This window comes from Streptosporangium minutum, assembly GCF_002149035.1.
Lineage (GTDB): Bacteria > Actinomycetota > Actinomycetes > Streptosporangiales > Streptosporangiaceae > Streptosporangium > Streptosporangium minutum.
Map to the genome: position 1 here is coordinate 1 of NZ_NGFP01000073.1, position 23794 is coordinate 23794.

17 protein-coding genes are annotated in these 23794 nt (G+C 72.4%); 9 read left to right on the forward strand and 8 right to left on the reverse strand.

The features are described 5' to 3' along the window. Positions 1-2: 2 nt before the first annotated feature. A complete protein-coding gene (locus CA984_RS17505; protein WP_086573618.1) occupies positions 3-1412 on the forward strand; it encodes a serine hydrolase domain-containing protein in 1410 nt (469 codons plus the stop codon). A 59-nt stretch (positions 1413-1471) separates the two neighbouring features. On the opposite strand, the gene CA984_RS17510 is transcribed toward CA984_RS17505, so the two are convergent. The 3 genes from CA984_RS17510 to CA984_RS17520 all read right to left on the reverse strand — a co-directional run bounded on the left by CA984_RS17510 (position 1472) and on the right by CA984_RS17520 (position 6556). Then, positions 1472-2104 (reverse strand): response regulator transcription factor, encoded by a 633-nt coding sequence (locus CA984_RS17510; RefSeq protein WP_086573621.1) that lies wholly within the window; start codon positions 2102-2104, stop codon positions 1472-1474. Next, positions 2095-3210: a sensor histidine kinase gene (locus CA984_RS17515; protein WP_242676011.1), complete on the reverse strand. Its 1116-nt coding sequence runs from the start codon at positions 3208-3210 to the stop codon at positions 2095-2097. Before CA984_RS17515 ends, CA984_RS17510 begins: the two co-directional genes overlap by 10 nt. Before the next feature lie 166 nt (positions 3211-3376). Next, positions 3377-6556 (reverse strand): penicillin acylase family protein, encoded by a 3180-nt coding sequence (locus tag CA984_RS17520; protein WP_086573626.1) that lies wholly within the window; start codon positions 6554-6556, stop codon positions 3377-3379. Between the two features lie 488 nt (positions 6557-7044). Between CA984_RS17520 and CA984_RS17525 the strand changes: the two genes are divergently transcribed. Then, positions 7045-7410 carry a hypothetical protein gene (locus tag CA984_RS17525; RefSeq protein ID WP_086573630.1) on the forward strand — a complete coding sequence of 122 codons (366 nt, stop codon included), beginning with the start codon at positions 7045-7047 and terminating at the stop codon, positions 7408-7410. 448 nt (positions 7411-7858) lie between these two features. Here CA984_RS17525 and CA984_RS17530 read toward each other — a convergent pair whose 3' ends face one another. After that, complete coding sequence (locus CA984_RS17530) at positions 7859-8611, reverse strand: bleomycin resistance protein (protein WP_086573632.1); 753 nt, start codon at positions 8609-8611, stop codon at positions 7859-7861. A 320-nt stretch (positions 8612-8931) separates the two neighbouring features. On the opposite strand from CA984_RS17530, the gene CA984_RS17535 reads away from it, so the two are divergent. The 5 genes from CA984_RS17535 to CA984_RS17555 all read left to right on the forward strand — a co-directional run bounded on the left by CA984_RS17535 (position 8932) and on the right by CA984_RS17555 (position 17248). After that, on the forward strand, positions 8932-9117 hold the full coding sequence (locus tag CA984_RS17535) for a hypothetical protein (RefSeq protein WP_086573635.1): 186 nt from the start codon (positions 8932-8934) through the stop codon (positions 9115-9117). A 71-nt stretch (positions 9118-9188) separates the two neighbouring features. Continuing rightward, positions 9189-11702, forward strand: coding sequence for a carboxylate--amine ligase/circularly permuted type 2 ATP-grasp protein (locus CA984_RS17540; RefSeq protein ID WP_086573638.1), 2514 nt, complete (start codon positions 9189-9191; stop codon positions 11700-11702). A gap of 3 nt (positions 11703-11705) precedes the next feature. Next, entirely contained in the window at positions 11706-13496 is a 1791-nt protein-coding gene (locus CA984_RS17545; RefSeq protein ID WP_086573641.1) for an N-acetylglutaminylglutamine amidotransferase, read from the forward strand. Beyond that, complete coding sequence (locus tag CA984_RS48700) at positions 13493-15463, forward strand: S9 family peptidase (protein WP_086573644.1); 1971 nt, start codon at positions 13493-13495, stop codon at positions 15461-15463. The genes CA984_RS17545 and CA984_RS48700 overlap by 4 nt, the downstream gene beginning before the upstream one ends. 672 nt (positions 15464-16135) lie before the next feature. Next, positions 16136-17248, forward strand: a complete 1113-nt coding sequence (locus CA984_RS17555; protein ID WP_086573646.1) for a carboxylate-amine ligase — start codon at positions 16136-16138, stop codon at positions 17246-17248. Between the two features lie 36 nt (positions 17249-17284). Here CA984_RS17555 and CA984_RS17560 read toward each other — a convergent pair whose 3' ends face one another. The 3 genes from CA984_RS17560 to CA984_RS17570 form a co-directional block, all read right to left on the reverse strand. Then, positions 17285-18283: an Acg family FMN-binding oxidoreductase gene (locus CA984_RS17560; RefSeq protein WP_086573649.1), complete on the reverse strand. Its 999-nt coding sequence runs from the start codon at positions 18281-18283 to the stop codon at positions 17285-17287. Between the two features lie 65 nt (positions 18284-18348). Next, on the reverse strand, positions 18349-18825 hold the full coding sequence (locus tag CA984_RS17565) for a CBS domain-containing protein (protein ID WP_086573652.1): 477 nt from the start codon (positions 18823-18825) through the stop codon (positions 18349-18351). Then, a complete protein-coding gene (locus tag CA984_RS17570; protein ID WP_086573685.1) occupies positions 18825-19688 on the reverse strand; it encodes a universal stress protein in 864 nt (287 codons plus the stop codon). The genes CA984_RS17565 and CA984_RS17570 overlap by 1 nt, the downstream gene beginning before the upstream one ends. A 431-nt stretch (positions 19689-20119) precedes the next feature. On the opposite strand from CA984_RS17570, the gene CA984_RS17575 reads away from it, so the two are divergent. Together CA984_RS17575 and CA984_RS17580 are read left to right on the forward strand one after the other, a co-directional pair. Then, entirely contained in the window at positions 20120-21268 is a 1149-nt protein-coding gene (locus tag CA984_RS17575; RefSeq protein ID WP_086573654.1) for a glycoside hydrolase family 65 protein, read from the forward strand. Next, complete coding sequence (locus CA984_RS17580; RefSeq protein ID WP_086573656.1) at positions 21265-21909, forward strand: response regulator; 645 nt, start codon at positions 21265-21267, stop codon at positions 21907-21909. The genes CA984_RS17575 and CA984_RS17580 overlap by 4 nt, the downstream gene beginning before the upstream one ends. A 117-nt stretch (positions 21910-22026) precedes the next feature. Here CA984_RS17580 and CA984_RS17585 read toward each other — a convergent pair whose 3' ends face one another. Beyond that, the gene (locus CA984_RS17585; protein ID WP_086573659.1) at positions 22027-23727 is read right to left on the reverse strand and encodes a sensor histidine kinase; all 1701 of its coding nucleotides are present in this window, start codon (positions 23725-23727) and stop codon (positions 22027-22029) included. Between the last annotated feature and the right edge of the window lie 67 nt (positions 23728-23794).

The following is a 23794-nucleotide window of genomic DNA, read 5'->3' on the forward strand; positions in this document are numbered from 1 at the left end:
TCCTGTCCCCGTCCCCGTCCCCGCCACCGACCGGCCCCGCCCCGACCAGCACTGTCCCGACCGGCGCCGTCAMCCCCGCGGTCGTCGACGCGTTCGTCGCGGAGTACCGCGAGAAGACGGGGCTGCCCGGGGCGGCGGTGGCGATCACGAAGGGGACGGAGGTCCTCCACGCCGCGGGGTACGGCGAGACGGTTTCGGGCGATCCCGTGACGGCGGACACTCCCATGGCCGTGGCGTCGGTCAGCAAGTCCTTCACCTCGCTGGCCGTCATGCAGTTGGTGGAGAAGGGCGAGGTCGCGCTCGACCGGCCGGTCCGCGGCTACCTCCCCGAGTTCACGATGGCGGATCCCCGGGCGGCGAGGATCACCGTACGGCAGCTGCTCAACCAGACGTCCGGCATGGCCGACTCGGCCTTCCACGAGAAGAGCCTGCCCCAGCCCGGCACGCTGGAAGGAGCCGTGGCACGGCTCAGGACGGCGCGGCTCGCCGCGGACCCGGGGACCGTCTTCAGCTACCACAACACGAACTACCAGGTCGCCGCGCGGCTCGTCGAGGTGGTGAGCGGCGAGCCGTTCGCGGGCTATCTCCGGGCGCACGTGTTCGCGCCTCTTGGCATGCGCAACAGCACGACCATCGACACCGATCGGGACCTGCCGGACAGCGCGCGTGGTCACCTCTACATCCTCGGCCGGGCGGTCGCACTGCCGGAGCCGACCGGGTTCGGCAACGGGTCAGGCGGGGTGCTCAGCAGCGCGAACGACATGGCACGGTGGCTGATCGCGCAGAACAACGGCATCCTCTCCCCCGCGAGCGTCACGGAGATGCGCACCCCCTCGGAACAGGACGAGGAGTACGCCCTCGGCTGGTCGATCGGCGAGACCGAGCGCGGCACCCCTGTCGTGCGGCATGGCGGGGATCTGTTCACCTCCACCGCCGAGCAACTGCTGATGCCGGAGTCCGGGTACGGCGTCGCGGTGATGGCGAACACCGGTATGGCCTTCGCCGACAGCGGCGCCCTCATGGACGCCCTGGTCGCCATGATCGAGGGAGGGACGCCGGAGATCCCCTCCTCGCCCTACCTGGTCACCGACCTCGTGTTCGCGCTGATGACCCTGGTGACCATCGGGCTGGCTGCACGCGGGGTGGCCCGCTCCCGGCGGTGGGCCGCCCGCCGTACGGGATGGCAGCGGTTGCGGCTGCTGCCCTGGCTGGCGCCGCTCGCGCTGTGCGCGGCGGTCGTCCCGATCTTCCGGGTCCTCGCTCGGGGGAGCGACATCATGTGGATCCAGGTGGTCTATCTCTATCCGACCTTCATGATCTGGCTGGTGACGGCCACCGTCGCGGGCCTGGCGCTGACAGTCGCACGGCTCGTCGCCCATCGCGATGGTCGCACGGCTCACCCGTCACGGTAATCACATGGCTCGCCTATCGCGGTGGTCGCACGGCTCACCCGTCACGGTAACCGTGCGGCTCATCCGTTGAGGTAGCGGAGGACCGCCAGGACCCGGCGGCTGTAGCCCGGCGTGCGGGCGAGGCCGAGCTTGTCGAAGACGGCGTTGACGTGCTTCTCCACCGTGCTCTGCGACACGTGCAGCCGTTCGGCGATCGCTGTGTTGACCAGGCCCTGAGCCAGGTGTTCGAGGACGGCGCGCTCGCGGGCGGTCAGCGTGCTCAGCGGGGTGCGGGCGAGCAGCCGCCTGACCACGTCGGGGTCGAACACCGTGCCGCCGGAGCCGATCCTCTCCAGGGAGTCCAGGAATTCGGCCACCTCCGACACCCGGTCCTTGAGCAGGTAGCCGAGGCCCTCCGGGGGACCGGCGAGCAGCTTGGAGGCGTAGGTCTGCTCGACGTACTGCGACAGCACGAGCACCCCGACGCCCGGCCACCGGTCACGGATCTCCAGAGCGGCCCGCAGTCCCTCGTCGGTGTGCGAGGGCGGCATGCGTACGTCGACGACCGCCACGTCCGGCTGTCGGGCGGCCACCGCGTCCAGGAGCGCGCCGGCGTCGCCCACCGCCGCCGTCACCTCGTGCCCGGCGTCCTGGAGCAGCCGGACCAGCCCTTCGCGGAGCAGGACGGAGTCGTCGGCGAGTATCAGGCGCACGGCAGCCTCGCGGTCACCTTCGTCGGGCCGCCGGGCGGGCTGTCCACGGCGAAGGTCCCGTCGAGCGCCCGCACCCGCCGCGACAGTCCGGACAGCCCTCCGCCGCCCGGAGAGGCGCCGCCACGTCCGTCGTCGGAGATCGTCACGATCACCTCCCCCTCCTCGGCCCGCAGATCGACTGTGATCGTACGGGCTCCGGCGTGCTTGTTCGCGTTGGTGATGGCCTCCCTGGCCACGAAGTAGACGGCCGTCTCGGTCTCCGGCGCGAGCCGGTCGGGGAGCGCGTGGCCGACCGTCACCGGTACGGCGGAGCGCTCCGCCACCTCCGTCAGCGCGATCCGCAGCCCCAGCGTGTCGAGGGCGGTGGGGTAGACCTGCCACGCCACGCTGCGCAGTTCGTCGAGGAGCAGCCGGGATTCCGCGTACGCCTCGTCGATCAGGGCGGGATCGGCGGTGTGCCGCACCCGTCCCAGCAGCATCGCCAGCGCCACACCCCGCTGCTGGACCCCGTCGTGCAGGTCGCGCTCGATCCGCCGGCGCTCGTCGTCGACAGCTCGCACGATGCCGGAGCGGGAGGCGGTCAGCTCGGCGATCCGGCGTTCCATGGCCTCGTTCCGGTCGGGGCCCACGAAGCGGTCGGCCAGGCGGCGTTCCATGCCGATCAACGCGACGCTCCACGCGACGGACAGCACCAGCGTGACCAGTCCGAGGACGATGCCGTAGACCCAGCTGCTGCCCGTCAGCCGCACCCCGGGGAACTCAAGCGGGATCAGGTCCGTGTCGCCCGAGACGAGCTGCCCGGCTCCGCCGTAGAGGAAGAGGGCGGCCACGAACAGGCCAGCGACGGCGAGGTAGCCGCCCAGCAGCCCGAGGAGGCCCCGCAGGAGGAGGTAGGCGCGCCCGCCGCGGCCCCTGCCGGGGCGGTGGTCGTACCAGGCGGCCAGACGCGTGCGCTCCAGCTCGACCAGGGCGGCCGTCACCCTTCTCGCACGCCCGTCGCCGACCGCCCAGGCGACGCAGGCCCATCCCAGCCCGGCCAGACCCGTCGGCATCCCCGCGAGCAGGCCGACGGCACGCCGGAAAGGCATCGTGGCTGCTCGGCGCATGACTGGAGTGTAGCCAGCGCGGCGGTCACCGGGATCGCCCGGTTACGGCGTCCTGTACGGCCTGCGCGGTCTCGGTTCTCCGCGACCGGCCGGCCCGCCGTAACCGGGCTCCTCATCTCAGTACGGCCCCGACTCCGTCACCGGGGAAAGATCTCCGGCTAGCCGGTCACCGGGGGTAGACCTCCAGCTCGTAGAGGGAGTAGCCGTACGACGTCGCGCGCGTGACGCCCCGCATGCGGATGTAGCGGGCGGTGGTCGGGGTGAACGTCACGTTGTCCACGTCGCCGTTCCCGGTGGTGGTGGAGTGGACGGTGGTCCAGGTGGAGCCGTCGGACGACGTCTGGATCGAGTAGCCGGACCCGTAGGCCGCCTCCCAGCGCAGCACCGTCCGGGCCACGGTCGTGGCGGATCCGAGGTCGACCTGGAGGTACTGGTCGTCACTGGCCGCGCTCGACCAGCGGGTCGTCGGGTCGCCGTCGACGGCCTTGCTCGCCGGGTAGAGGAAGGACTGGGTGCTGGACGCGCTCGCCTTCTTCCCGGCCGCCAGGTTGGTGACGGCGTCGCCCCGGTGGGCGGGGAAGGACACGACCTGCTGGTAGGTCGGCCGGTTCTGCCAGGAGATCAGCGACTGCTTGATCCCGCCGAGCGGCGACTGCTGGACGGCGTCGGCGCACCACTGGTCACCCGCCGCGCACACGCCGTCCGCCGGGTAGGTCGTCGTCGCGGGCTCCGCGAGCGCCGCCGACAGGCTGTTCAGCAGGACCGTACGGCAGCCCGCCGGCGTGCCGCCCCCGCAGTGCCTGCCGGGCAGCGGGCCGGAGACCGGGTCGCCGAGCACGGCCCGGACGTCCTTGCTCACGTAGCCCCACCAGCCGTACTGGAAGGCCGAGCCCTTGTGCGTCTGGGCCTCGTTCGCGGAGCCGGGCAGGCTGGAGACGTCGCCCTGCTGGTGGCCCGAGGGCGATTCGTTGATCTGGAGGGCGTTGACCAGCGACTGGTACAGGCCGTCTCCCAGGCTGGGCTTGAACTGCGCCTGGACGAGCTTGGGCCACCACGCGTCGAACACGCGGATCGCGTCGGCGTGCGCGTAGGCCTTGCCGCCGGGTGAGGCCTCCAGCCTCCTGGCCCCCGCCGACGCCCAGGCGGACAGCTTGGAGACCGCCGAGGCGAGGGCCGGGTCGGTCACGGTCGTACGGTTGATCACTCGGAGCAGGTCGGGCAGGACCTTCCTGCCGCGCAGGTCGGTCGTGGCGGCCTCAGCCATGATCTTGACGGTGCCCGCCCGGTCGAGCTTGCCGGATCCGGACAGGGCCGCCTTGACCGGGGCGTCCAGCAGGTCGGCCCGGTGAACCGGCCCGAAGCTGAAGTTGCCGTCCGCGGCGCCGTAGTCCTTGGCCTGCTTGTTGTTCCAGCTGACCAGGTAGTCCTGGTCGGCCGTCTGCGGATGGGTGGCGGGAGCCGTGTACGTCGCGGTGTTGGTGGACGGGTCGAAGCCCGCCCACTCGTGGGCCGCGTCGGCCGTCATCGGGAGGTTCGGGTCGGACACCGCGGATCTGACCGGGCTGTTGCCCGACATGAAGTAGGCCGCGTCGGAGGAGTTCACGTAGAACCAGTTGAACGCGAACCCGATCTTGGAGGCCGAGGCCGCGAACGCCGCCGCGTCGCCCATCTGCGCCGGTTCGTTGAACATCTGGAACCCGATCGCCGAGTCGGCCTCGTGCTGGTACGTCGACCGCAGGGTGGCGAAGGCGGTGGGCTGCCCGTTGACGGTGCCGCGCCAGCTCACCAGGCCGTACTTCGTGCGCTTCATCACGAGGTCGTACGAACCGGCGGCGGTGGAGTCGGCGGTGGTGGGCTTCCACGCGTTGGTCTTCTTCAGCGTCTCCATCGCCGTGCAGGTGCCGCGGTAGAGGTAGTGGTCCGACGCCGTGGTCGCCGTACCGCCGCCGGGTTCGCAGAGCTGGAGGGCGTAGGTGTCGGTGATGTCCTGGCCGCTGGAGGTCGCGCTCCAGGCGTAGTCCGTGCCCCTGCCGAGCAGCACATAAAGGTTGAGCCCGGCGAACGCCGCCCCGCGCGCCCGGATGCCGGGTCCGGAGAGCTCCTCCAGCATGAGCAGCTGAGGGGCGAAGTAGCCCGTCTGCGGGCCGAACACCGCGATCGGATGTCCGGAGGCCGACTTGGCCGCCGACACCACCACGGCGTTGGACATGCCGGGCTTGGAGTTGTCGACGACCAGTCCGTCCAGCAGGCCCCGGGAGGGCGAGGCCGAGGTGGTGGCCGACCCGGCCTCGTTCTCGGTGATGTCCACGGGGGCCGTCGCCGGGTCGGGGAGGACGGTCCCGGTGGCGCCGGTCGCGTTCCCGGAGGGGAAGCTCTGGCCGTTGTGCAGGGTGAGCGTGGCCTCCGGGTCGTTCTGCGCCCGGAAGGCCGCCCAGACCTGGTCGCCGGTCGCCGTGCCGTACTTGGCCCGCGCCGCCACCCGCACCAGCGCGGACTGCATCTCCGCCCCGCCGCCTCCGCCGAACAGCCCGCCGACCACCCCGGAGACCGCGATCAGGTCGGTCATGGTGAAGTCCTCGGGGCCGCCCGCGTTGGTGACCGCGTCGAGGTGCCCGGTCAGGACGTACTCGCCGGGACAGTTCCGGTTCGCCATGCAGCGGTCGATGTAGGCGTTGATCCCGCTCACGTAGTTCTGCACGTCGGCGTAGAGCTGCGCGCCCCGGGTGCCGGAGGTCCTGAGCCGGTTGATCTGCGCCTGCAGGTCCGCCTCGGTGTAGGGGGAATTGCGCCAGACGCTCTGTTCCAGCGCGCGGTTGCCGGGCGCGCCGCCGGCGAACGGCGTCAGCTCGCCACGGCCGACGTGCCGCATCAGGTCCATCACCCACAGGCGGTCCTGCGCGCCCGCGTACCCGGCGCCGAACATCGTGCCTTCCCTGGTCGTCCCGGTGATGTGCGGGACGCCGGTCGCCTTGTCACGGACGATCGTCACGTCCGCCCGGGGGCTCGTGGTGCTCTGCACCTGGCCCGCCGGCACGCCGAACGAGCTGTCGTTGAAGAACGTGGTGATCTGGTCGTCGGTCAGGCCGGTGTAGCCGGAGAGGAGGTTGGCGTACTTGCCGAGCTGGTCGTCACTGTGTCGCGGCATCGTGCCCAGTGACTGGTTGGCGAGGATCTCGACCAGGGTCGCGTTGCCGTTCTGGCCGGGCGGCAGGATGTCCGCGCATTCGCCGAGGCAGTAGTCGTCGGTGGTGAAGGTGGCTGCCGATGCGGGCACGACGAGGGATGCCAGCGTGAGGATCGCGAGCGCGGAGCCCGCCGTGATCTTCCGCCGGAGACGTGCGTGCATGTGAGAACCCCCAAAACATGAGGCGTACTCGAATGTTGGGAGGAACATACGCTCGGACCAACGGCGAATCAATGGCCGTTCCGGCAATCGTCCGCACAAGGCCATGACTCGCCGTCATGTCGGGAGTCGGGCCGCACTCGCCGCACTCGGGGACGCGCTCGCCGCACTCAGGGAACGCGCTCGCCGCACTCAGGGAACGCGCTCGCCGCACTCGGGGAACGCGCTCGCCGCACTCAGGGAACGCGCTCGCCGCACTCGGGGCCGCGCCCGCCGTACGCAGAAAACGCCCTCGCCGCACTCGGGAAACGCCCTCACCGTACGTAGGGAACACCCTCGCCGGCCCGCGTGGAGGCCGCCCGGCGTCCGGTGGCAGGAAGCTGCCACCGGAGGGGAACTTGCTGACTCCGATCCGCCTGTTCCGCGGACCCCGGAAGGCGCAGAGTTGGTTGTACCGGAAGAGAACAACCACTCAGGAAAAGAGAAAAGAAATGAAGAACTCCACCGCCTCCCTCGCCAATTTCAACGTCGCCGCCAAGATCTCGGCCGCGATCGTCTCGGGTGTCATCGGATTCACCGCCCTCATCGGCGGCCAGGCCGTTTCCACYGCGGAGGGCACCACCTGGGACTCGGCCTCGTCGGTCATGGCGGGCACCACCTGGGACTCCACCGACGGCACCACCTGGGACTCGGCCTCGCTGCTCGCGGAGGGCACCACCTGGGACTCCGCCGGCGCCGACGGCACCACGTGGGACTCCACGGACGGCACCACCTGGGACGCCGCGAGCACCGACGGCACSACCTGGGACTCCACCGACGGCACCACCTGGGACGCCGCGGCCACCACGTCGCTCTGAAAAAACCCCGGAGAACCAGTCCGGAAACAAATGAGGAAATAAAAGAACTCCGGCCGATAAATAGAGCGGAAGAYCCCAGCGGAACCGCCCGTACCCCGGCCGAAAGATTCACCGATAATCCCCTCCCGCCGGMCGACGGCRAGAAAAGCCCGGAACGGCTGACGGASAYCTCGTCACCCGGGCGRCCGCCGGCAAGGACACGACCGGCACACCGAACCGCGTGAAGACGACCGCGGCTCCCCCTCCAGATACCAGCCGCCGAACCGGCGCCCGCAGCGCGGCCCACGGCAACCGGCACCCCGCGACAGCGCGGCCGACGCCCCGAGCCGCCACCGGCCGGACGGCGGGCAGATCGCCCTTCGAGGTCGAAGGCCCGTGGAAACCATGCAGTCAGCCCGTACGACGATGTCACGGGTCAAGGCGCCGGACTCTCGCCTCGGCCAGGCGACTACGGACGGCGGGAAGCGGGACGATGATCTCGTGCCGCGCGCTCCAGGTCCGCCGCGTTGGCCAGCGCGTCGGAGAGGCTTTCGCGTTGCGAGTCGTCCAGCGGGGTGTTCCGGACGCGGTCGAGAAGGCTGCGGGCCGTGTCGGGGTCGTCGAGCCTGATGGCCAGTTCGGCCCGGTAGACGAGGGCCTCCACGAGTGTGGTGACCGGTGTGAGGCCGTCGTGCCCGGCGAGCTTGCCGTCCAGGATCTTCGCGGCCTGGCGGGTGTCGCCCCTGGAATCCCCCTGGACGATCGCGTTCTCCAGCGCCCGCGCCAGCGGTCCACCCGCCACCTCACCGGAGCCGCCGGGGGACGGCGAGTCCTTCCTCCGGAAGACGCGGATCCAGTTGCCTCCCGGGTCGACGACGGCGAACCCCGTGGCGTCACCGGTGTTCTTCCGCTTCCGCGGCCGTGTGATGCGCGGGATGCCGGAGAGCAGGAGCTTTCCGTGGACGGCACGCATGCCCTCGGCGAATTCCTCGAACAGGGCGGCGGTGTCGTCCACGGCGACGACGCACGAGCCGTACGACTGCTCCGGATCGAAATCGGCGATGCCGGCGAAGTGCAGTTCGATTCCGCCGCGCCGGACGACGACGTACGGATTCGGGCGGGTCTGCCGGTAGGTCCGGTCGAAGCCGAGCATGCCGTAGAAAGCGGCGATCTCGTCGATGTCCCGGCAGGGAAGGATCGGGATGATCGTCTCAGGTTTCACGGTCGCACCTCGAATTCCGTTGTGGATGACGGCCACGCCATCGGGTCACCTCCATGACCACGACCACCGGACGGTCGCCGGGCGGTGGTGGTCGCCCGTCCGGCTCCCGGGCCGGGGTCGTCACCGGCCGGAGAGACCAAGAGCGTCGGGACCCTCTTTCGCGTGTATGCCGTACACATTGGTTGGCAGCATATAGGCAGAAGCGATCAGGATGGCGAGCCCGATTGCCCCAATTCTATCGGCACGACAACGGGATCGGGTCGCCGCCGGCAATCGACAGAGTTAAGGCCGGTCGTGTTTCGTCACGAGTTTTGTCACATATGGAATCCGCGCAGCGCCGGTGGGATCACCACGCGTACCGGGTCGAGTCGATCGACCGCGGCCTGAGCCGCGACCGCCGGCGGGACCGGGGACCCGGGTTCCTCGCGCCGCTCCAGGCCGGCGTGGACCTCATCGGCCGGCGGGCGCGCCACGTGATCTTTCCGGCCTCCTTGGGCGCCCCCTGAAGTGCGAGAGACCTTTTTTTGGGAAAAGGGGGATGAATCCGGACGAAACAACAGGCTTCTGAGGTGGTCAAATGGCGGGTCTCGCGGGACCGATCGCGGTAGGCGTCGAAGAGGAGTTCCACGTCGTCGACATCGACACCCGGCACCTCGTCCCCCGGGCCGGCGTGCTGCTGGACCAGTTACCGGCGGATCGGTTCACCCACGAGCTGCAGCGTTCGGTGGTGGAGGCCAACAGCAGGCCCTTCGTACAGCTGGAGGACCTCGGCCACGACCTGACCGCGCTGCGGCGCACGGTGATCCAGGCGGCGGACGGGCTGGGGCTGGGGATCGTGGCGGCCGGAAGCGTGCCACTGGTGGACCTGGAGGCGCTGAAGATCTCCCCGGACCCGCGCTACGAGCAGATGCTCGCCGACTACCAGCTGCTCACCCGCGAGCAGCTGATCTGCGGGACCCAGGTACACGCCGAGGTCGACGACCGCGACCTGGCCGTCGCCGTCGCCCACCGCCTGGCTCCCTGGCTGCCTCCGCTGCTCGCCCTGAGCTCCAGCTCGCCGTACTGGCTGGGGTCCGACACCGGATACGCCAGCTACCGCCCGCTCATCTGGCAGCGCTGGCCGACCGCCGGGCCCGTCGCCAGGTTCGAGTCGGCCGCGGAGTACGACCAGGTGGTCGGTGATCTCGTACGGTCGGGCGTGATCACCGACCCCGGCATGATCTACTTCGACATCCGGCCCTCGGCGCACGTCCCCACCGTCGAGCTGCGGATATGCGACGCCTGTCCCCGCGTGAGCGACATCGTGCTGATAGCCGGGCTGTTCCGGGCCCTGGTGGCCCGGGAGCTGGAAGCGGTCCAGCGCGGGCCCGACCGCTCGGTCCGGCTGGAGATGGTACGCGCCGCGACATGGCGGGCGGCGCGTTCCGGGCTGGAGGGCGACCTCGTCGACCCGGTCGAGGGCGTGCCGGGACCGGCCGCCGAGGTGATCGGGCGGATGGTGGACGGCCTGCGGCCGCAGCTGGAGGAGTCCGGCGACTGGGAGCTCGTCACGTCCCTGGCCCAGCAGGCACTGGGGCGGGGAAGCTCCTCGGCCCGCCAGCGGAGGGCGTTCGTCCGCGGCGGCCGGCTGGCGGACGTGGTCGACCTCGTCATCGCCGAGACGCGCTCCGAGGAGTGGGAGACCGCCTTCGGCGGGCCGACGCCGCGGATGCGCACCAGCCTGCTCGACGGCTACGACGCCCCCGGCGACGAGGCGATCATCGAGGGCACGGTGCGCGAGCCCTACCAGCCTGTCCTGCGGACCCTCGACCGCCTGGGCCCCGACGGCCTGCGCGACAGGGAGCAGCGGCGCGACCGCCACCAGCGCCGCAACGGCATGACCTTCCAGGTGGAGGGCGAGGACGAGAGCCGGATCTTCCCCTTCGACCTGGTCCCGCGGCTGGTCCCGCCCGGCGAGTGGGCCGAGATCCAGCGGGCGCTGCCCCAGCGGGTACGCGCGCTGGAGGCGTTCCTGCACGACGTGTACGGCGGGCGCCAGATCATCGGGGACGGCGTGCTCCCCGCCTGGGTGGTCGACGAGTCGCCCGGCTACCGGGAATCCGGACGGCGGATACCGCCCGGCACCGTACGCTGCGCCGTGGCCGGGCTGGACCTGGTCCGCGACGACGTCGGCCGGTGGGCGGTGTTGGAGGACAATCTCCGGGTGCCCTCCGGCATCGGGTACGCCGTGGCCAACCGGCGCCTGATGGCCGAGGTTCTGCCCGAGCTCGTCCCCGGCCCGGAGTTCGCCGACCCGCAGGAGGGCCTGCGGGTGCTGCGGGAGACCCTGCTGGCGGCGGGTACGGGCGACCCGCGGACCATCGCCGTGGTCTCCGGGGGGCCGGACGACTCCGCTCACTACGAGCACCGGATGCTCGCCGAGGAGATGGGCGCGATCCTGGCCGGTCCCGCCGACCTGACCGTCAAAAACGGGCATGTCGAGGCCGCCGGCCGCCGGATCGACGTGCTCTACCGCCGGATCGACGAGAACGACCTGCTCTCGGGCCCTGCCGGGCAGGAGATCCTGGAGGCCGCCGAACGCTCCGCGGTCGTCCTGGCCAACGCGCCGGGCAACGGGGTCGCAGACGACAAGTGCCTGTACCGGTACGTGCCCCGCCTCATCGAGTACTACCTGGGTGAACGGCCGCTCATCGACAACGTCACCACCTACCTGTGCCGGGACGACGGCGACCGTGAGCAGGTGCTGGACCGGCTGGCCGAGCTGGTCGTCAAGCCGGTGGACGGATTCGGCGGGCAGGGGGTGGTCGTCGGCCCCGACGCCTCCCCCGAGGAGCTCCGCGAGGCCCGGGACAGGATCCTCGCCTCGCCCGACCGGTGGGTCGCCCAGGAGACGGTCCGGCTGTCGACCCATCCGGCCTTCGACGGGCGGCGGCTGAGCCCGCGCGTCGTCGACCTGCGGGCATTCGTCTGCCTGGGAGAGACGGCGGTGGTGCCCCCCGCGGCGCTGACCCGCGTCGCACCGGCCGACAGCATGATCGTCAATTCCTCCCAGGGTGGGGGTTCCAAGGACACGTGGCTTCCGAGGGGATAACCGATGTGCGGACTGAGTGGTGAGATCCGGTTCGACGGGCGCGCGGCCGACGTCGGCGCCGTGGGCCGGATGACCGACGCGATGCACGACCGAGGTCCCGACGGATCGGGCCTGTGGTCGCTGGGACCGGTCGCCTTGGGCCACCGGCGCCTGAAGATCATCGACCTGTCCGACAGGGCCGCCCAGCCGATGGTGGACAGCGACCTCGGCCTGACGGGGGTGTTCAACGGCTGCCTGTACAACTACCGGGAGCTGCGCGAGGAACTCCGGGGCGAGGGGTACCGCTTCTTCTCCACCTCCGACACCGAGGTGCTGGTGAAGGCCTTCCACCGCTGGGGGCCGGAGTGCGTCGAGCACTTCACGGGCATGTTCGCCTTCGCGGTCTTCGAGCGGGACACCGGCCGGCTGACGCTCGGCCGGGACCGGCTGGGCATCAAGCCGATGTACGTCGCCCAGGACGCCGCGCGGCTCCGTTTCGCCTCGTCACTGCCCGCGCTGCTCGCGGGCGGAGGGGTGGGCACCGACATCGACCGGGTGGCCCTGCACCACTACATGACCTTCCACTCCGTGGTGCCGGCCGAGCGGACGATCCTCACCGGCGTGCGGAAGCTCCCCCCGGCGACCGTGCGCACCGTCGAGGCCGGCGGCGCGGTCACCGACCACTGCTACTGGCGGCCGCCCCACACCCGGTCGGCCCTGCCCGAGTACGCCGGGCTGACCTCCGACGAGTGGAACGAGGCCGTGCTCGACCGGCTGCGCGTGGCCGTACGCAGGCGCATGGTCGCTGACGTGCCGGTGGGCGTGCTGCTCTCCGGCGGCCTGGACTCCAGCATGATCGTCGCGTTGCTGGCCGAGGAGGGACAAGAGGGACTGTCGACCTTCAGCATCGGCTTCCACGCCGCGGGCGGGGAGTCGGGGGACGAGTTCGCCTACTCCGACCTGGTCGCCAGGCATTTCGGCACCGACCACCACCGCATCCTCGTCGACGACACGCGCCTGCTGCCCGCCCTGGAGCGGGCGGTGGGGGCGATGAGCGAGCCGATGGTGAGCCATGACTGCGTCGCCTTCCACCTGCTGTCGGAGGAGGTCTCCCGGCACGTCAAGGTCGTGCAGTCCGGCCAGGGCGCCGACGAGGTGTTCGCCGGCTACAGCTGGTACCCGCCGATGGCCGGCCTGCCTCGCGAGGAGGCCGCCGCCGCGTACGCCAGGGAGTTCTTCGACCGGCCGCACGGGGCGCTGGCCGAGGTCCTGGCGCCGGACTACCTGACGGGCGAGGACGTCAGCGGCGAGTTCGTCCGGCGCCACCTCGCGATGCCCGGCGCCGACACCGCGCTCGACGCGGTGCTGCGCCTGGACACCTCCGTCATGCTCGTCGACGATCCGGTCAAGCGCGTGGACAACATGACGATGGCCTACGGGCTGGAGGCCCGGACCCCGTTCCTCGACCACGAGCTGGTCGAGCTGGCGGCCGCCTGCCCTCCCGAGCTCAAGCTCGCCTCGGGCGGCAAGGGCGTGCTGAAGGACGCCTCCCGCAAGCTGCTGCCCGCCGAGGTCATCGACCGGCCCAAGGGCTACTTCCCGGTCCCCGCCATCCGGCACATCCACGGGCCGTTCCTGGAGCTCGTCCGCGACGCGCTGACCGGACAGGCCGCGCGGTCCCGCGGCCTGTTCAACCGGGCGTACGTGGACAGGCTCCTCGCCGCGCCCGACGAGCACCGGACGACCCTGGGGGCCAACGCGCTGTGGCAGCTCGGGCTCCTGGAGCTGTGGCTGCAGGCCCAGGGAGTCCGATGACGGAGATCCTCGGCGCCCGTCCCCACCCCGGGGTGGATCCGGGCCTCGCCGCCTGGAGTTGCCGGACGCCCGCCCTGGCGCCCGACGCGAGCGCCGTCGCCTTCGTCAGCGACAGGGACGGCTCGCCGCGCGTCTGGATCCAGCCCCTCGGGCGGGAGGCGGAGGCGTGGCCGGTCGACACCGGCCCGGAGCCCGCCGCCGACGTGAGCTGGTCTCCCTGCGCCGGGCGGCTGGCCGTACTCGTCGTGCCGGGCGGCGGGGAGCACACGCAGGTCTGGACGGTCCGGCCCGACGGCGGCGACCTGCGCCCGCTGGCCGCTCCCGCCGGCGGGTCGGCCTCGTTCGTGCGCTGGACCGGGCGGGGCGCGATCCTCCTGGTCGCCGAGGTCTCCGCGGCGGGCCGGACGGAGGCGGTGCTGATCGACGCGGACACCGGCGGCCGGGAGGTCGTGGCGGCGGGGTCGCTGATGCACCCGGTGGCGGTGAGCCGCGACCAGGGACGGCTGCTGCTGCGGCGTGGCCCGCGCGGCGTCCGGCGGATGTACGTGGCGGACCTCCCCACGGGCCTCCCCGCCGGTCCTCCTCCGAGTATCCCCACCGGTCTTCCTCCTGGTCTTCCCGCCGGTCCTCCTCCGGGTATCCCCGCCGGTCCTCCCCCGGGCCTTCCCGCCGGTTCTCCCTCGGGTCTTCGAGGCGGGGCCGGGAGCGGCATCCCGGGCGGCGGGGAGCGGCCGCTGCTGGCGGGGCTGCCCGGCTCCACCGATCACGGCGCCCTCTCCCCCGACGGGATGACCGCCTACCTGCTGTCCGACGCCGGCCGCGACCGGGCCGCGTTGATCGCGGTGGGCGTGGACGGCGAGGCGGTCGTGCTGGCCGAGCGCCCGGGCGCCGAGCTGGACCGGTTCGCGCTGAGCGCCGACGGCCGCCGCGCCGTCCTGCTCTGGAACGACCGCGGCCGCTCCGAGCTGGAGGTGCTGGAGACCGGCACCGGCACGGTGCGCCCGCTCCCCCCTCCTCCGGCCGAGGTGGTGTCCTCGATCAGGATGTCCCTGGACGGCGGCCAGGCCGTGCTGGCGGCCGAGGGGCCCGGCCACCCCTCCCACGTGCTGCTGTGCGATCTGGCGACCGGCGGCTACCGGCAGGTCGCGGGGGCCGGCCCGCTCGCCGCGCAGGCCGGGGCGGAGCCGGTGCGCTTCCAGGCGCGTGACGGCCTGGAGCTGACCGGCTGGCTCTACCGGGTCCCGGGCGTCCAGGCCCCGGCGCCCTTCGTCGTCTACCTGCACGGCGGGCCGGAGAGTCAGGCGCGGCCCACCTTCACCCCGCTGTTCCAGGACCTGCTGGCCGCCGGGATCGGGGTGTTCGCACCGAACGTACGCGGGTCGAGCGGTTTCGGGCGGGCCTTCCGCGACGCCGACAACCACGCGCTCCGCTTCCGTGCGATCGACGACGTCGCCGACTGCGCCTCGGAGCTGGTGCGGCTGGGGGCCGCCGATCCGGCCCGGATCGCCTGCATGGGACGGTCGTACGGCGGTTACCTGACACTCGCCGCCCTCGTCACCCATCCCGGCCTCTTCCGGGCCGGAGTCGACGTCTGCGGGATGGCCGACTTCGCGACCTTCTACGCGCGGACCGAGCCGTGGATCGCCGCGGCGGCCGTCAGCGAGTACGGCCATCCCACCGCCGACCGTGACCTGCTGCGGGCCCTGTCGCCCCTGCACTCCTTCGACCGGCTGACCGCGCCGCTGCTGGTCGTGCACGGCGCCCAGGACACCAACGTGCCGGTACACGAGGCCGAGCAGGTGCTCCAGGCGGCGCGGGCCCGCGGGGTGCCCTGCGACTTCCTGCTGTTCGAGGACGAGGGGCACGAGATCCGGCGGAGCGCCAACCGGGTGACCTTCGTCAGGAACGTCGTCGGGTGGCTCGGACGGCACCTGGCCGCCCCCGCCCCGCCGCGTCGATCCGCCTGACCGGCGTCCTCCGCCCCCGGCGGGGACCGGCAGGCGCCTCCACCCGGAGTCCTGAGACCACGCCGGACGGCGGACCGGCCCGGGAGATTTCCCGGGCCGCCGGACTCCCTCGCGCCTTCCGTGTCCGGCGTGAACGGCGTGACGTCCGTGCTCACACCGTCGTCCCCGAATCGGTGAGGTCAATGGTTTTCCCGGCTGAACGCCTCCGGCTTTTCCCCGGAGAAGAAACCGGGAAAGCACCGCGTCAGGTATGCGAATCGATATTCGGGCACGGGGCAACCGGCTCTGCCTTTTGACCGGCGGGAAACAGGCCGAAATATCGAATGCGGCGTGTTCTCCCGGACGGCGTCGGCACTCCTAATTACGGAGCCATCCCATCCGGAACCCTGAACCTTGATATGTTGACGAAATCATAAAAGGCCTGGAAGCTTGAATGACGGACACGTCAGACCACCCGTTCGGGGAAAACGCGATGCCGCCGTTCCGCTCCTCCGGAAATCCCGTCGATCCAGCCGCGCACCGGATCGGCGTGCCATCCGGCCGTGCCCGCCAGGCCGGGCCGGACGGCTCCGCGGGCGCTCCTCCCTCCGGTCCGGCCGGGCGGCCCCGGGTGGCGGTCGCCGGCGCGGGCGCCGCCGGGCCGTACGCCGGCGCGACCTCACCGGAGGTGACATGCGGGCGTCGGAGCTGACGGTGGGCGTGGAGGAGGAGTTCTTCCTGGCCGACGTCACCACCCGGCACGCGGTCCTGCGGGCGGAGACGGTGCTGGAGGGCACGGCGCCCGTCTCCGGAGGCGGGCGGATGGAGCCGGAGCTGGCACGCGCGCAGGTCGAGAGCGTGAGCGCGGTGTGCCGGGACATCGGGTCGCTGCGCGAGGAGCTGCTGCGGCTGCGGCGGAGCGTGGCCGCGGCGGCCGAGTCGAACGGCTGCCGCCTGGTGGCGAGCGGCACGGTGCCGCTGGGCGACCCCGGGCCTCCGCCGGTCTCCGACCGCCCCCGCTACCACCGGATCGCCGAACGGTTCGGGCCGCTGCTGGACCAGCAGAGCGCGTGCGCCTGCCATGTCCACGTGGGCGTCCCCGACCCCGAGGAGGCGGTCCAGGTGGTCAACCACCTGCGGATATGGCTGCCCGTCCTGCTGGTGCTCTCGTCGAACTCCCCTTTCTGGCAGGGGCGGGACACCGGATACGCCAGCTGGCGCACCCCCCTGTTCGCCCGATGGCCCACGGCGGGGCCGCCGCCGTACCTGTCGGGCCGGGAGGAGTACGAGGAGACCGTCGAGGGCCTGCGCGAGACCGGGGCGATCCTGGACGGGGGCATGCTGTTCTGGTACGCGCGCCCGTCCCGTCACGTGCCGACGGTGGAGGTGCGCGTCGCGGACGTGATGCCGACCGTGGACGACACCGTGCTCTTCGCGGCCCTGGTCCGGGCCCTGGTCGCGACCGTTCTGACCGACCTGCGCAGGGGACGCGCCGCCCCCGCGGTCGGCGACCACCTGCTGCGCGCCGCCTGCTGGCGGGCGGCCCGGTACGGCCTGCGCGGCGACGGCGTCGACGTGAGCGGCCGCGTCGACGAGCGGCTGATCCCGGCGAGCGGGCAGATCAAACAGCTCATGGAGTACGTGTCACCCGCGCTGGAGGCCTCCGGCGAAGACGGCGCCGTCCGCGCGGGCCTGCGGGCTCTGCGGCTGCGCGGCACGGGCGCCGACCGGCAGCGTGCCGCCTACCGGCGCCGCAACCGCTTCGAGGACGTCGTGGACCTCCTCGCCGACCGGGCCCTCAGCTGAGCGGCGCCCCCGTGCGGCGCCCGCCGGGTCCTTCCATCACCGTGGTCGTTCTTTCAGCAGGTCGGTGACCGGCCGGCGGATGCCCTCGCTGTCGTCGGAGGTGTAGCCCAGACGCATGATCATCTGGGGATACCGGCCCGACAGCAGCTCCTGCCGCAGGAACTCCCGCAGGTGGAACATCTCCAGCGCCTGGGTGTGGAAGGCCGCGTGGACGTCGTAGGCGGAGGCGTGCAGCAGGACACGCTGCAACGCCTGGCCCGCCGCGATCCAGTCCTCGCGGGTGTCGGCCGGCGTGGTCAGCACCGCCACTGTCCCGGTGGAGGCGGAGAAGAACTGGTCGGCGTCGCTGCCCCAGGGGTGGCCGTGGGCGTAGTCGCGCTGGGCGAAGTGCGGATGGGTGCGCCGGGGCTCGCGCGGGTAGCCCTCCGCCGGGACCCCGTCCCGGCGGGAGCTGCCCGGCGGCTGGGCCCAGCTGATCATCTCCAGGGTCAGCAGCCGGTCCTGGGACTGCACGTCCTGGGCGGCGCCGGTGAGCGCGGCGAGCACCCGGACGGCGGCCTCGGAGCGGACCGGCGTCAGCCGCGCCCCCTCGGTCTCGCCCTGGGCCACCAGCGCCTCGACGAGGCGCTCGGGCACGGGCAGGTCGGTGAAGCCGGCACGGTGGGTGCGGCGGCGTTCGATCTCGGCGTGCAGCAGCCGGGTGTGGTCGTCGGCGGTGACGGCCTCCCCCAGCCGCACGGTCGCCAGCAGGGCGGGGCGATCGGGGTCGGGCAGCACGCGCACCCGCGGCTCGCAGCCGAGCGCGCTCAGCGTGAGCCGGACGTTCGTCAGGGCGGCGCCGCAGCTGATCAGCATCTCCCGGCCCGCGGCGTCGCCGCGCCGCAGTTTCCTGTCGCTGTCGGCCCGCAGGGCGATCTCCTCGCCGTCGACGGCGAAGGACCAGGGCTGGGTGTTGTGCACCGACGGCGCCCACCCGGCGGCCTGGACCGCCGCGCGGATCGTCGAGGCGGTCTCCTCGGTGGTGCGAGCGCTCATGACTTCAACTCCGTCACAGTCGCAGGTGGATCCGTCACGGTCACGGGTGGCCGGACGGACGCGCGTCACTCCCCCTGGTCCCAGGGCAGGACCGGGACCAGGCGGAACATCCCCGTCATCAGCTCCGGCGGCTCCTCCTGGATGATCCGGCCGGCCACGGCCCGCAGCACGTCGGTGGCCGTCACCATCCCCACCAGCCTGTTCGACTCCCCCAGCACCGGGATCGCGTCGACACCCGCGCAGATCATGGACTCCGCAGCGTCGGCCAGGCGCGCGTCGAGCGTGGTGTGCGGGCAGCGGCGCTCGGCCAGCAGCGGGTGGACCCGCGCGCCCGACTGCTCGGCCGGGCCGCCGGACCAGCGGGCGGTGAGGTCCTCCCGGGTCAGCACGCCCCGCAGGCAGCCGCGCCTGTCGACGACCGGCAGGTGGTGGACCCCGGCGCGGCGCATGATCTCCCACGCCATGAGCGGGGACTCGTCGGGCTCGACGGCGACCAGCGTCCGGCTCATCACCTGCGCCACCGTGAGGTCCTGTACGTCCATCACGCCTCCCCCCGTGCCCGCACGACCGCGACGGGGCAGCGGGCGTGGTGCAGGACCCCGTGGCTGACCGAGCCCAGTACGGCCGAGCCGAGCCGGCCCAGTCCCCGCGAGCCGACGACGGCCAGGTCCGCGGCCTCCGAGGCCTCGCAGACGGCGGCGACGGGGTGCCCGCAGACCACCGTCTGCTCGACCTCCACCTGCGGGTACTTCTCCCGCCAGGGGGCGAGCGTGTCCGCCGCGACCCCCTCCTCGGCGGCGAAGATCTCCTCCACCAGCGGCGCGTAGGCGGCCCCCTGTCCCACCACGGGCATCTGCCAGGCGTGGATGGCGTGCAGCCGGGCACCGCGCCGGGCTGCCTCCTCGAAGGCGTACGCCAGGGCCGCCGCCGAATGGGCCGAGCCGTCGAAGCCGACCACGACCCCGCCGTGGGTCCACTCCTGTGAGCCCCGCACGACCACGACCGGCGCGGCCACGTGCCCGGCCAGGGCGAAGGAGACCGAGCCGAGCAGCAGCCCGGTGAATCCACCCCGGCCCCGGCTGCCCAGCACGACCTGTTCGGCGTCCTCGGCCTCACGCCGCAGGATCTCGACCGGGCGGCCCGTCTCCAGCACGGCGTCCACCTCGAGCCCCGGGGCGCGCTCGCGCGCCAGGCGGGCCGCGTCCTCCAGCACGCCCTGGCAGGACTCGGTCACCGAGTCGCGGAAGCCCGGCGGGGTCTGCAGCGGGATGTCGTAGACCCACGGCTCGCACACATGGACGATCCGCAGGGCGCGTCCGCGCCGCACGGCGTCGTCGGCGGCCCATTCGACCGCGGCCTGCGAGGAAGGTGAGCCATCGACGCCCACCACTACATGCGCTGTCATGTCGTCCTCCTGGGTTCTCCTCTCCATCCGACCTTCTCCCGGCGTTTTCCGCAGCGGCCGAAAGACCCGGTCGTCAGGGACTTCCGGCCCCTGTCCCCCACCGGGGGCCACTGGCCGGCGCGCCCCGCGCTCCCCGATGGCGCGGGGGCGCGGGTGGCCGCCCGGCCGGCGTCCGCCGCGGACCGGGGACCTGATCTACCGACGAAGGTCCCTGAGTCATAGGGCCGATCAGCCCTGACGGCGGCGGCGGGCCGCGCCGTACCGTGCGGGTGGAAGGGGGTGCTCCACGACGCTCCCGGCGGTCGTGGGCCTCGGACGGACGGTCACGGCGGTCTCCGGCGCCGATGGAGTCGTCACCGGCCGGTGCGCGGAGGCGGGTGTCCGGGTCGCCGGCGCCGGCCTGGCGGAACTACGACTCGACTGGAGAAGACGTGAACCCCTGGCTCCTCACCTACGACGGCTCCGATCCCGCCCAGGAGGGCCTGAGGGAGGCGCTGACGACGCTGGGCAACGGCCACTTCGTCACCCGGGGCGCCGTGCCCGAGTCACGCGCCGACGAGGTGCACCATCCCGGCACCTACGTCGCCGGCTGCTACGACCGGCCCCTCGCGCGGGGCGCGGACCGCCCGGTGGACCTCTCCCCCTCCCCCGGCTCCCCCGGCGCGGACCGGCCGGTGGACGGCGGAGCCCTGGTCAACGTGCCGAACTGGCTGCCCCTGACCTTCCGCGCCGACGGCGGCGACTGGTTCGCCCCCGGCAGCGACGAGATCCTTTCCCAGCGTCACACGCTCGACATGCGCCGGGGGGTGCTCACCCGGTCCCTGCGCGTATGCGACCCTCTCGGGCGGATCACCCGGATGGAGCAGCACCGCCTGGTCTCGATGGACGACCCGCACCTGGCCGCCCTGAGCATGACGATCGTTCCGGAGAACTGGGACGGGACGCTGGAGGTCCGCTCGGCGCTCGACGGGCGCGTCACCGGCCCCGGCGGCTCCCCCCACCGGGGACCGGCCGCCCTGCCCCCCGTCCCGATCTGCGGGCACGCCGCCCACGGCGTGATCGAACTGCTGACGCGCACCGCCACCTCCCATGTGGAGATCGCGCTCGCCGCCCGCACCACGCCGGCCGGCGGGCGCTGCCGTACCGGCGTCGAGGAGGGCTGGGTGAGCGATGACCGGGCCGTCGAGGCGCGGGCGGGCGACGAGGTCACCGTGGAGAAGATCGTGGCCCTGTACACCTCCGGGGACCGGGCCGTCGCCGAGAGCGAGGCGGCCGCGAGGACCGCGGTCGTTCGCGCGGGCTCCTTCGGCGCCCTCCTCAGACGACATGTGCGGGCCTGGGACCGGCTGTGGCAGATCTCACATGTCGCCGACGAGGACCCCGAGGTGCAGCAGATCCTCAACCTGTACGTCTTCCACCTGCTGCAGACGGGCTCCCCGCGCGTCGCCGGGCCGCACGGTGAGGCGCGCGGGGGTCACGCGTTCCGGGACGACCTGTCCATCTTCCCCCTCCTGGTGGAGGCGGCGGGGACCTTGGTCCCTACCTTCGACGCCGCGGGGGGACTAGCGTTCAGAATATGATTCGCGTGTTCTTGCTGGACGATCATGAAGTGGTACGGCGGGGCGTGGCCGCGCTGCTGGAGTCCGAGGGCGACATCGAGGTCATCGGCGAGGCCGGGACCGCGGCGTCGGCGGTGGCCCGCATCCCGGCGCTCCGGCCGGACGTCGCGGTCCTGGACGTGCGCCTGCCCGACGGCAGCGGCGTGGACGTGTGCCGTGAGGTGCGCTCGGCGATGCCGGAGCTGGCCTGCCTGATGCTGACCTCCTTCGCCGACGACGACGCCCTGTTCAACGCGGTGATGGCCGGTGCGTCCGGTTACGTGCTCAAGCAGATCCACGGCTCGGACCTGGTCGGCGCCGTGCGGACGGTGGCCGCCGGCCAGTCGCTGCTGGACCCGCAGACCACCGCCTCCATGCTGGCGCGCCTGCGTGAGCAGGCCGTCCGGAAGGACCCGCTGGCCGCCCTGTCGGATCAGGAACGCCACATCCTGGAGCTGATCGGCGAGGGGATGACCAACCGGCAGATCGGCGAACGGCTCTACCTGGCCGAGAAGACCGTCAAGAACTACGTCTCGAACCTGCTGGCCAAGCTGAGCATGCAGCGCCGTACCCAGGCGGCCGCCCTGGCGGCGCGGCTGAAGGCCGACCGCCCGGGGGGGTAGCGCCCTCCCGCCGTGACGTGAGCCGGACCGATCCCGGGCCGCCGTGACGCGGACCGGGTGGTCACCGGCCCTCCGTGGCCCACGGGCCGGGCGGGACCGGGGCCGTCGCGTCCGGCGTCAGCCGAGAGGCACACTCCACACCAGCCGGGTGCCGCCTCCCTCCGGCGACTCGGCCGTGAAGGAGCCACCGAGCCGTTCGGCGCGCTCCTGGAGGTTGCGCAGCCCGCTGCGCCGGCCGTCCTCGGCCATGCCGACCCCGTCGTCGGTCACGACGAGGACGAGCCTGCCATCGGCCACCTCCACGCTCACCTCGGCCCTGGCGGCCCTGGCATGACGCACGATGTTGGACAGCGCCTCCCGGACCACGGCCAGCAGGTGCTCGGCCACCGGCCCCGGCACCCTGCCGTCCAGCTGCCCCTCCATGCTCAGACCCGGCATGAAGCCCAGATGCGCGCGGGCCCCCTCCACCAGCTCCACGATCTGCGAGCGCACCCCGAAGTCGGCGCCCCGCTCGGAGGTCTGCAGAGCGAAGATCGTCGACCGGATCTGCCGGATGGTGCCGTCCAGCTCGTCGATGGAGTTCTGCAGCCGCCCCGAGGCCTCCGGCCTGTCGACCAGCCGCACCGTGCTCATCAGCGTCATCGCCACGGCGAACAACCGCTGGATCACCACATCGTGCAGGTCCCTGGCGATCCGGTCGCGCTCCTCCAGCAGCCCCAGCCGCTCGGCGTCCATCCGGCTCTCCGCCAGCTCCAGCGCGACCGCGGCCTGCCCGGCGAAGGCGTGCAGGGTGCGCAGCTCGGTCTGGCTGAAGGGGGCGCGGCCCGAGCGCTTGCCCAGCGACAGCACCCCGCGCGCGCCTCCCGCCGCGCCGATCGGCACGGCGGCCACCGGGCCGAGCGAGGCGTAGCCGGCGATCGCGATCGGGCTGTGCGCCTCGGCGGGATCGGCGACCATGAGCGGCTCGCCGCTGGTGAACGCCCGGCCCGCCAGGGAGTCCGCGACGGGTGTCTCCCCGTGGGCCACCTGGTCGCCGGCCGGCCCCTCCGCGAGGATCACCCGCAGCACCTGCCCCGTCTCGTCCGGCAGCAGCACCGCCACGATGTCTGCGCCGGCCATCTGCCGCGCCCGGCGCGCGATCAGAGTGAGCACCTCCCGCGGTTCGGCTCCCGACAGCAGGCTGGTGGTCACCTCCGCCGAAGCCTGCAACCACACCTCGCGCCGCCGGCTGTCCTCATACAGCCGGGCGTTCTCGATGGCCACCCCGGCGGCGGTGGCCAGGGCGCTGACGATCGCCTCGTCCTCGGCGTCGAACGCCCCTCCGCCGCGCTTCTCGGTGAGGTAGAGGTTGCCGAACACCTCCTCGCGCACCCGGATCGGCACGCCCAGGAACGACCCCATCGGCGGATGGCCCGGCGGGAACCCGTAGGACTCCGGATGGTCGGAGATGTGAGCCAGCCGCAGCGGGCGCGGTTCCTTGATCAGCAGGCCCAGCAGTCCCAGCCCGTGCGGCCAGTGCTCGATCCTGGCGATCTCCTCCTCGGTCAGCCCCACCGGGATGAACTGCACCAGGGTGTTCTGGTCGCCGATCGCGCCCAGCGCGCCGTAGGTGGCGTCGACCAGGGTGGTGGCGGTCTCCACGATCCTGCGCAGCACGGTCTCCAGGTCCAGGTCGCTGCCCACGGACACGACCGCGTTCAGCAGCGCGTGCACCCGGTCACGGGTGGCCAGCACCGTCTCCAGCCGGACATGCAGCTCCGAGAGCAGCTCGTCCAATCGCATGTGGGGTATCAACGCACCGGGCTCGATCTCTGCCATGCCTACAAGTCTGGCAGCAGAAACGAGGGACGCCCGCCCCGGTGAGGGGCGGGCGTCCGGGTCCGCG

Bases quoted from the DNA above. Each gene is read 5' to 3' on its own strand.
- CA984_RS17515 (WP_242676011.1), bottom strand. From the start codon at position 3,210: ATGCGCCGAGCAGCCACGATGCCTTTCCGGCGTGCCGTCGGCCTGCTC.
- CA984_RS17560 (WP_086573649.1), bottom strand. From the start codon at position 18,283: ATGAGCGCTCGCACCACCGAGGAGACCGCCTCGACGATCCGCGCGGCG.
- CA984_RS17545 (WP_086573641.1), top strand. From the start codon at position 11,706: ATGTGCGGACTGAGTGGTGAGATCCGGTTCGACGGGCGCGCGGCCGAC.
- CA984_RS17585 (WP_086573659.1), bottom strand. From the start codon at position 23,727: ATGGCAGAGATCGAGCCCGGTGCGTTGATACCCCACATGCGATTGGAC.
- CA984_RS17520 (WP_086573626.1), bottom strand. From the start codon at position 6,556: ATGCACGCACGTCTCCGGCGGAAGATCACGGCGGGCTCCGCGCTCGCG.
- CA984_RS48700 (WP_086573644.1), top strand. From the start codon at position 13,493: ATGACGGAGATCCTCGGCGCCCGTCCCCACCCCGGGGTGGATCCGGGC.
- CA984_RS17565 (WP_086573652.1), bottom strand. From the start codon at position 18,825: ATGGACGTACAGGACCTCACGGTGGCGCAGGTGATGAGCCGGACGCTG.
- CA984_RS17555 (WP_086573646.1), top strand. From the start codon at position 16,136: ATGCGGGCGTCGGAGCTGACGGTGGGCGTGGAGGAGGAGTTCTTCCTG.
- CA984_RS17540 (WP_086573638.1), top strand. From the start codon at position 9,189: ATGGCGGGTCTCGCGGGACCGATCGCGGTAGGCGTCGAAGAGGAGTTC.
- CA984_RS17535 (WP_086573635.1), top strand. From the start codon at position 8,932: ATGGAATCCGCGCAGCGCCGGTGGGATCACCACGCGTACCGGGTCGAG.
- CA984_RS17580 (WP_086573656.1), top strand. From the start codon at position 21,265: ATGATTCGCGTGTTCTTGCTGGACGATCATGAAGTGGTACGGCGGGGC.
- CA984_RS17570 (WP_086573685.1), bottom strand. From the start codon at position 19,688: ATGACAGCGCATGTAGTGGTGGGCGTCGATGGCTCACCTTCCTCGCAG.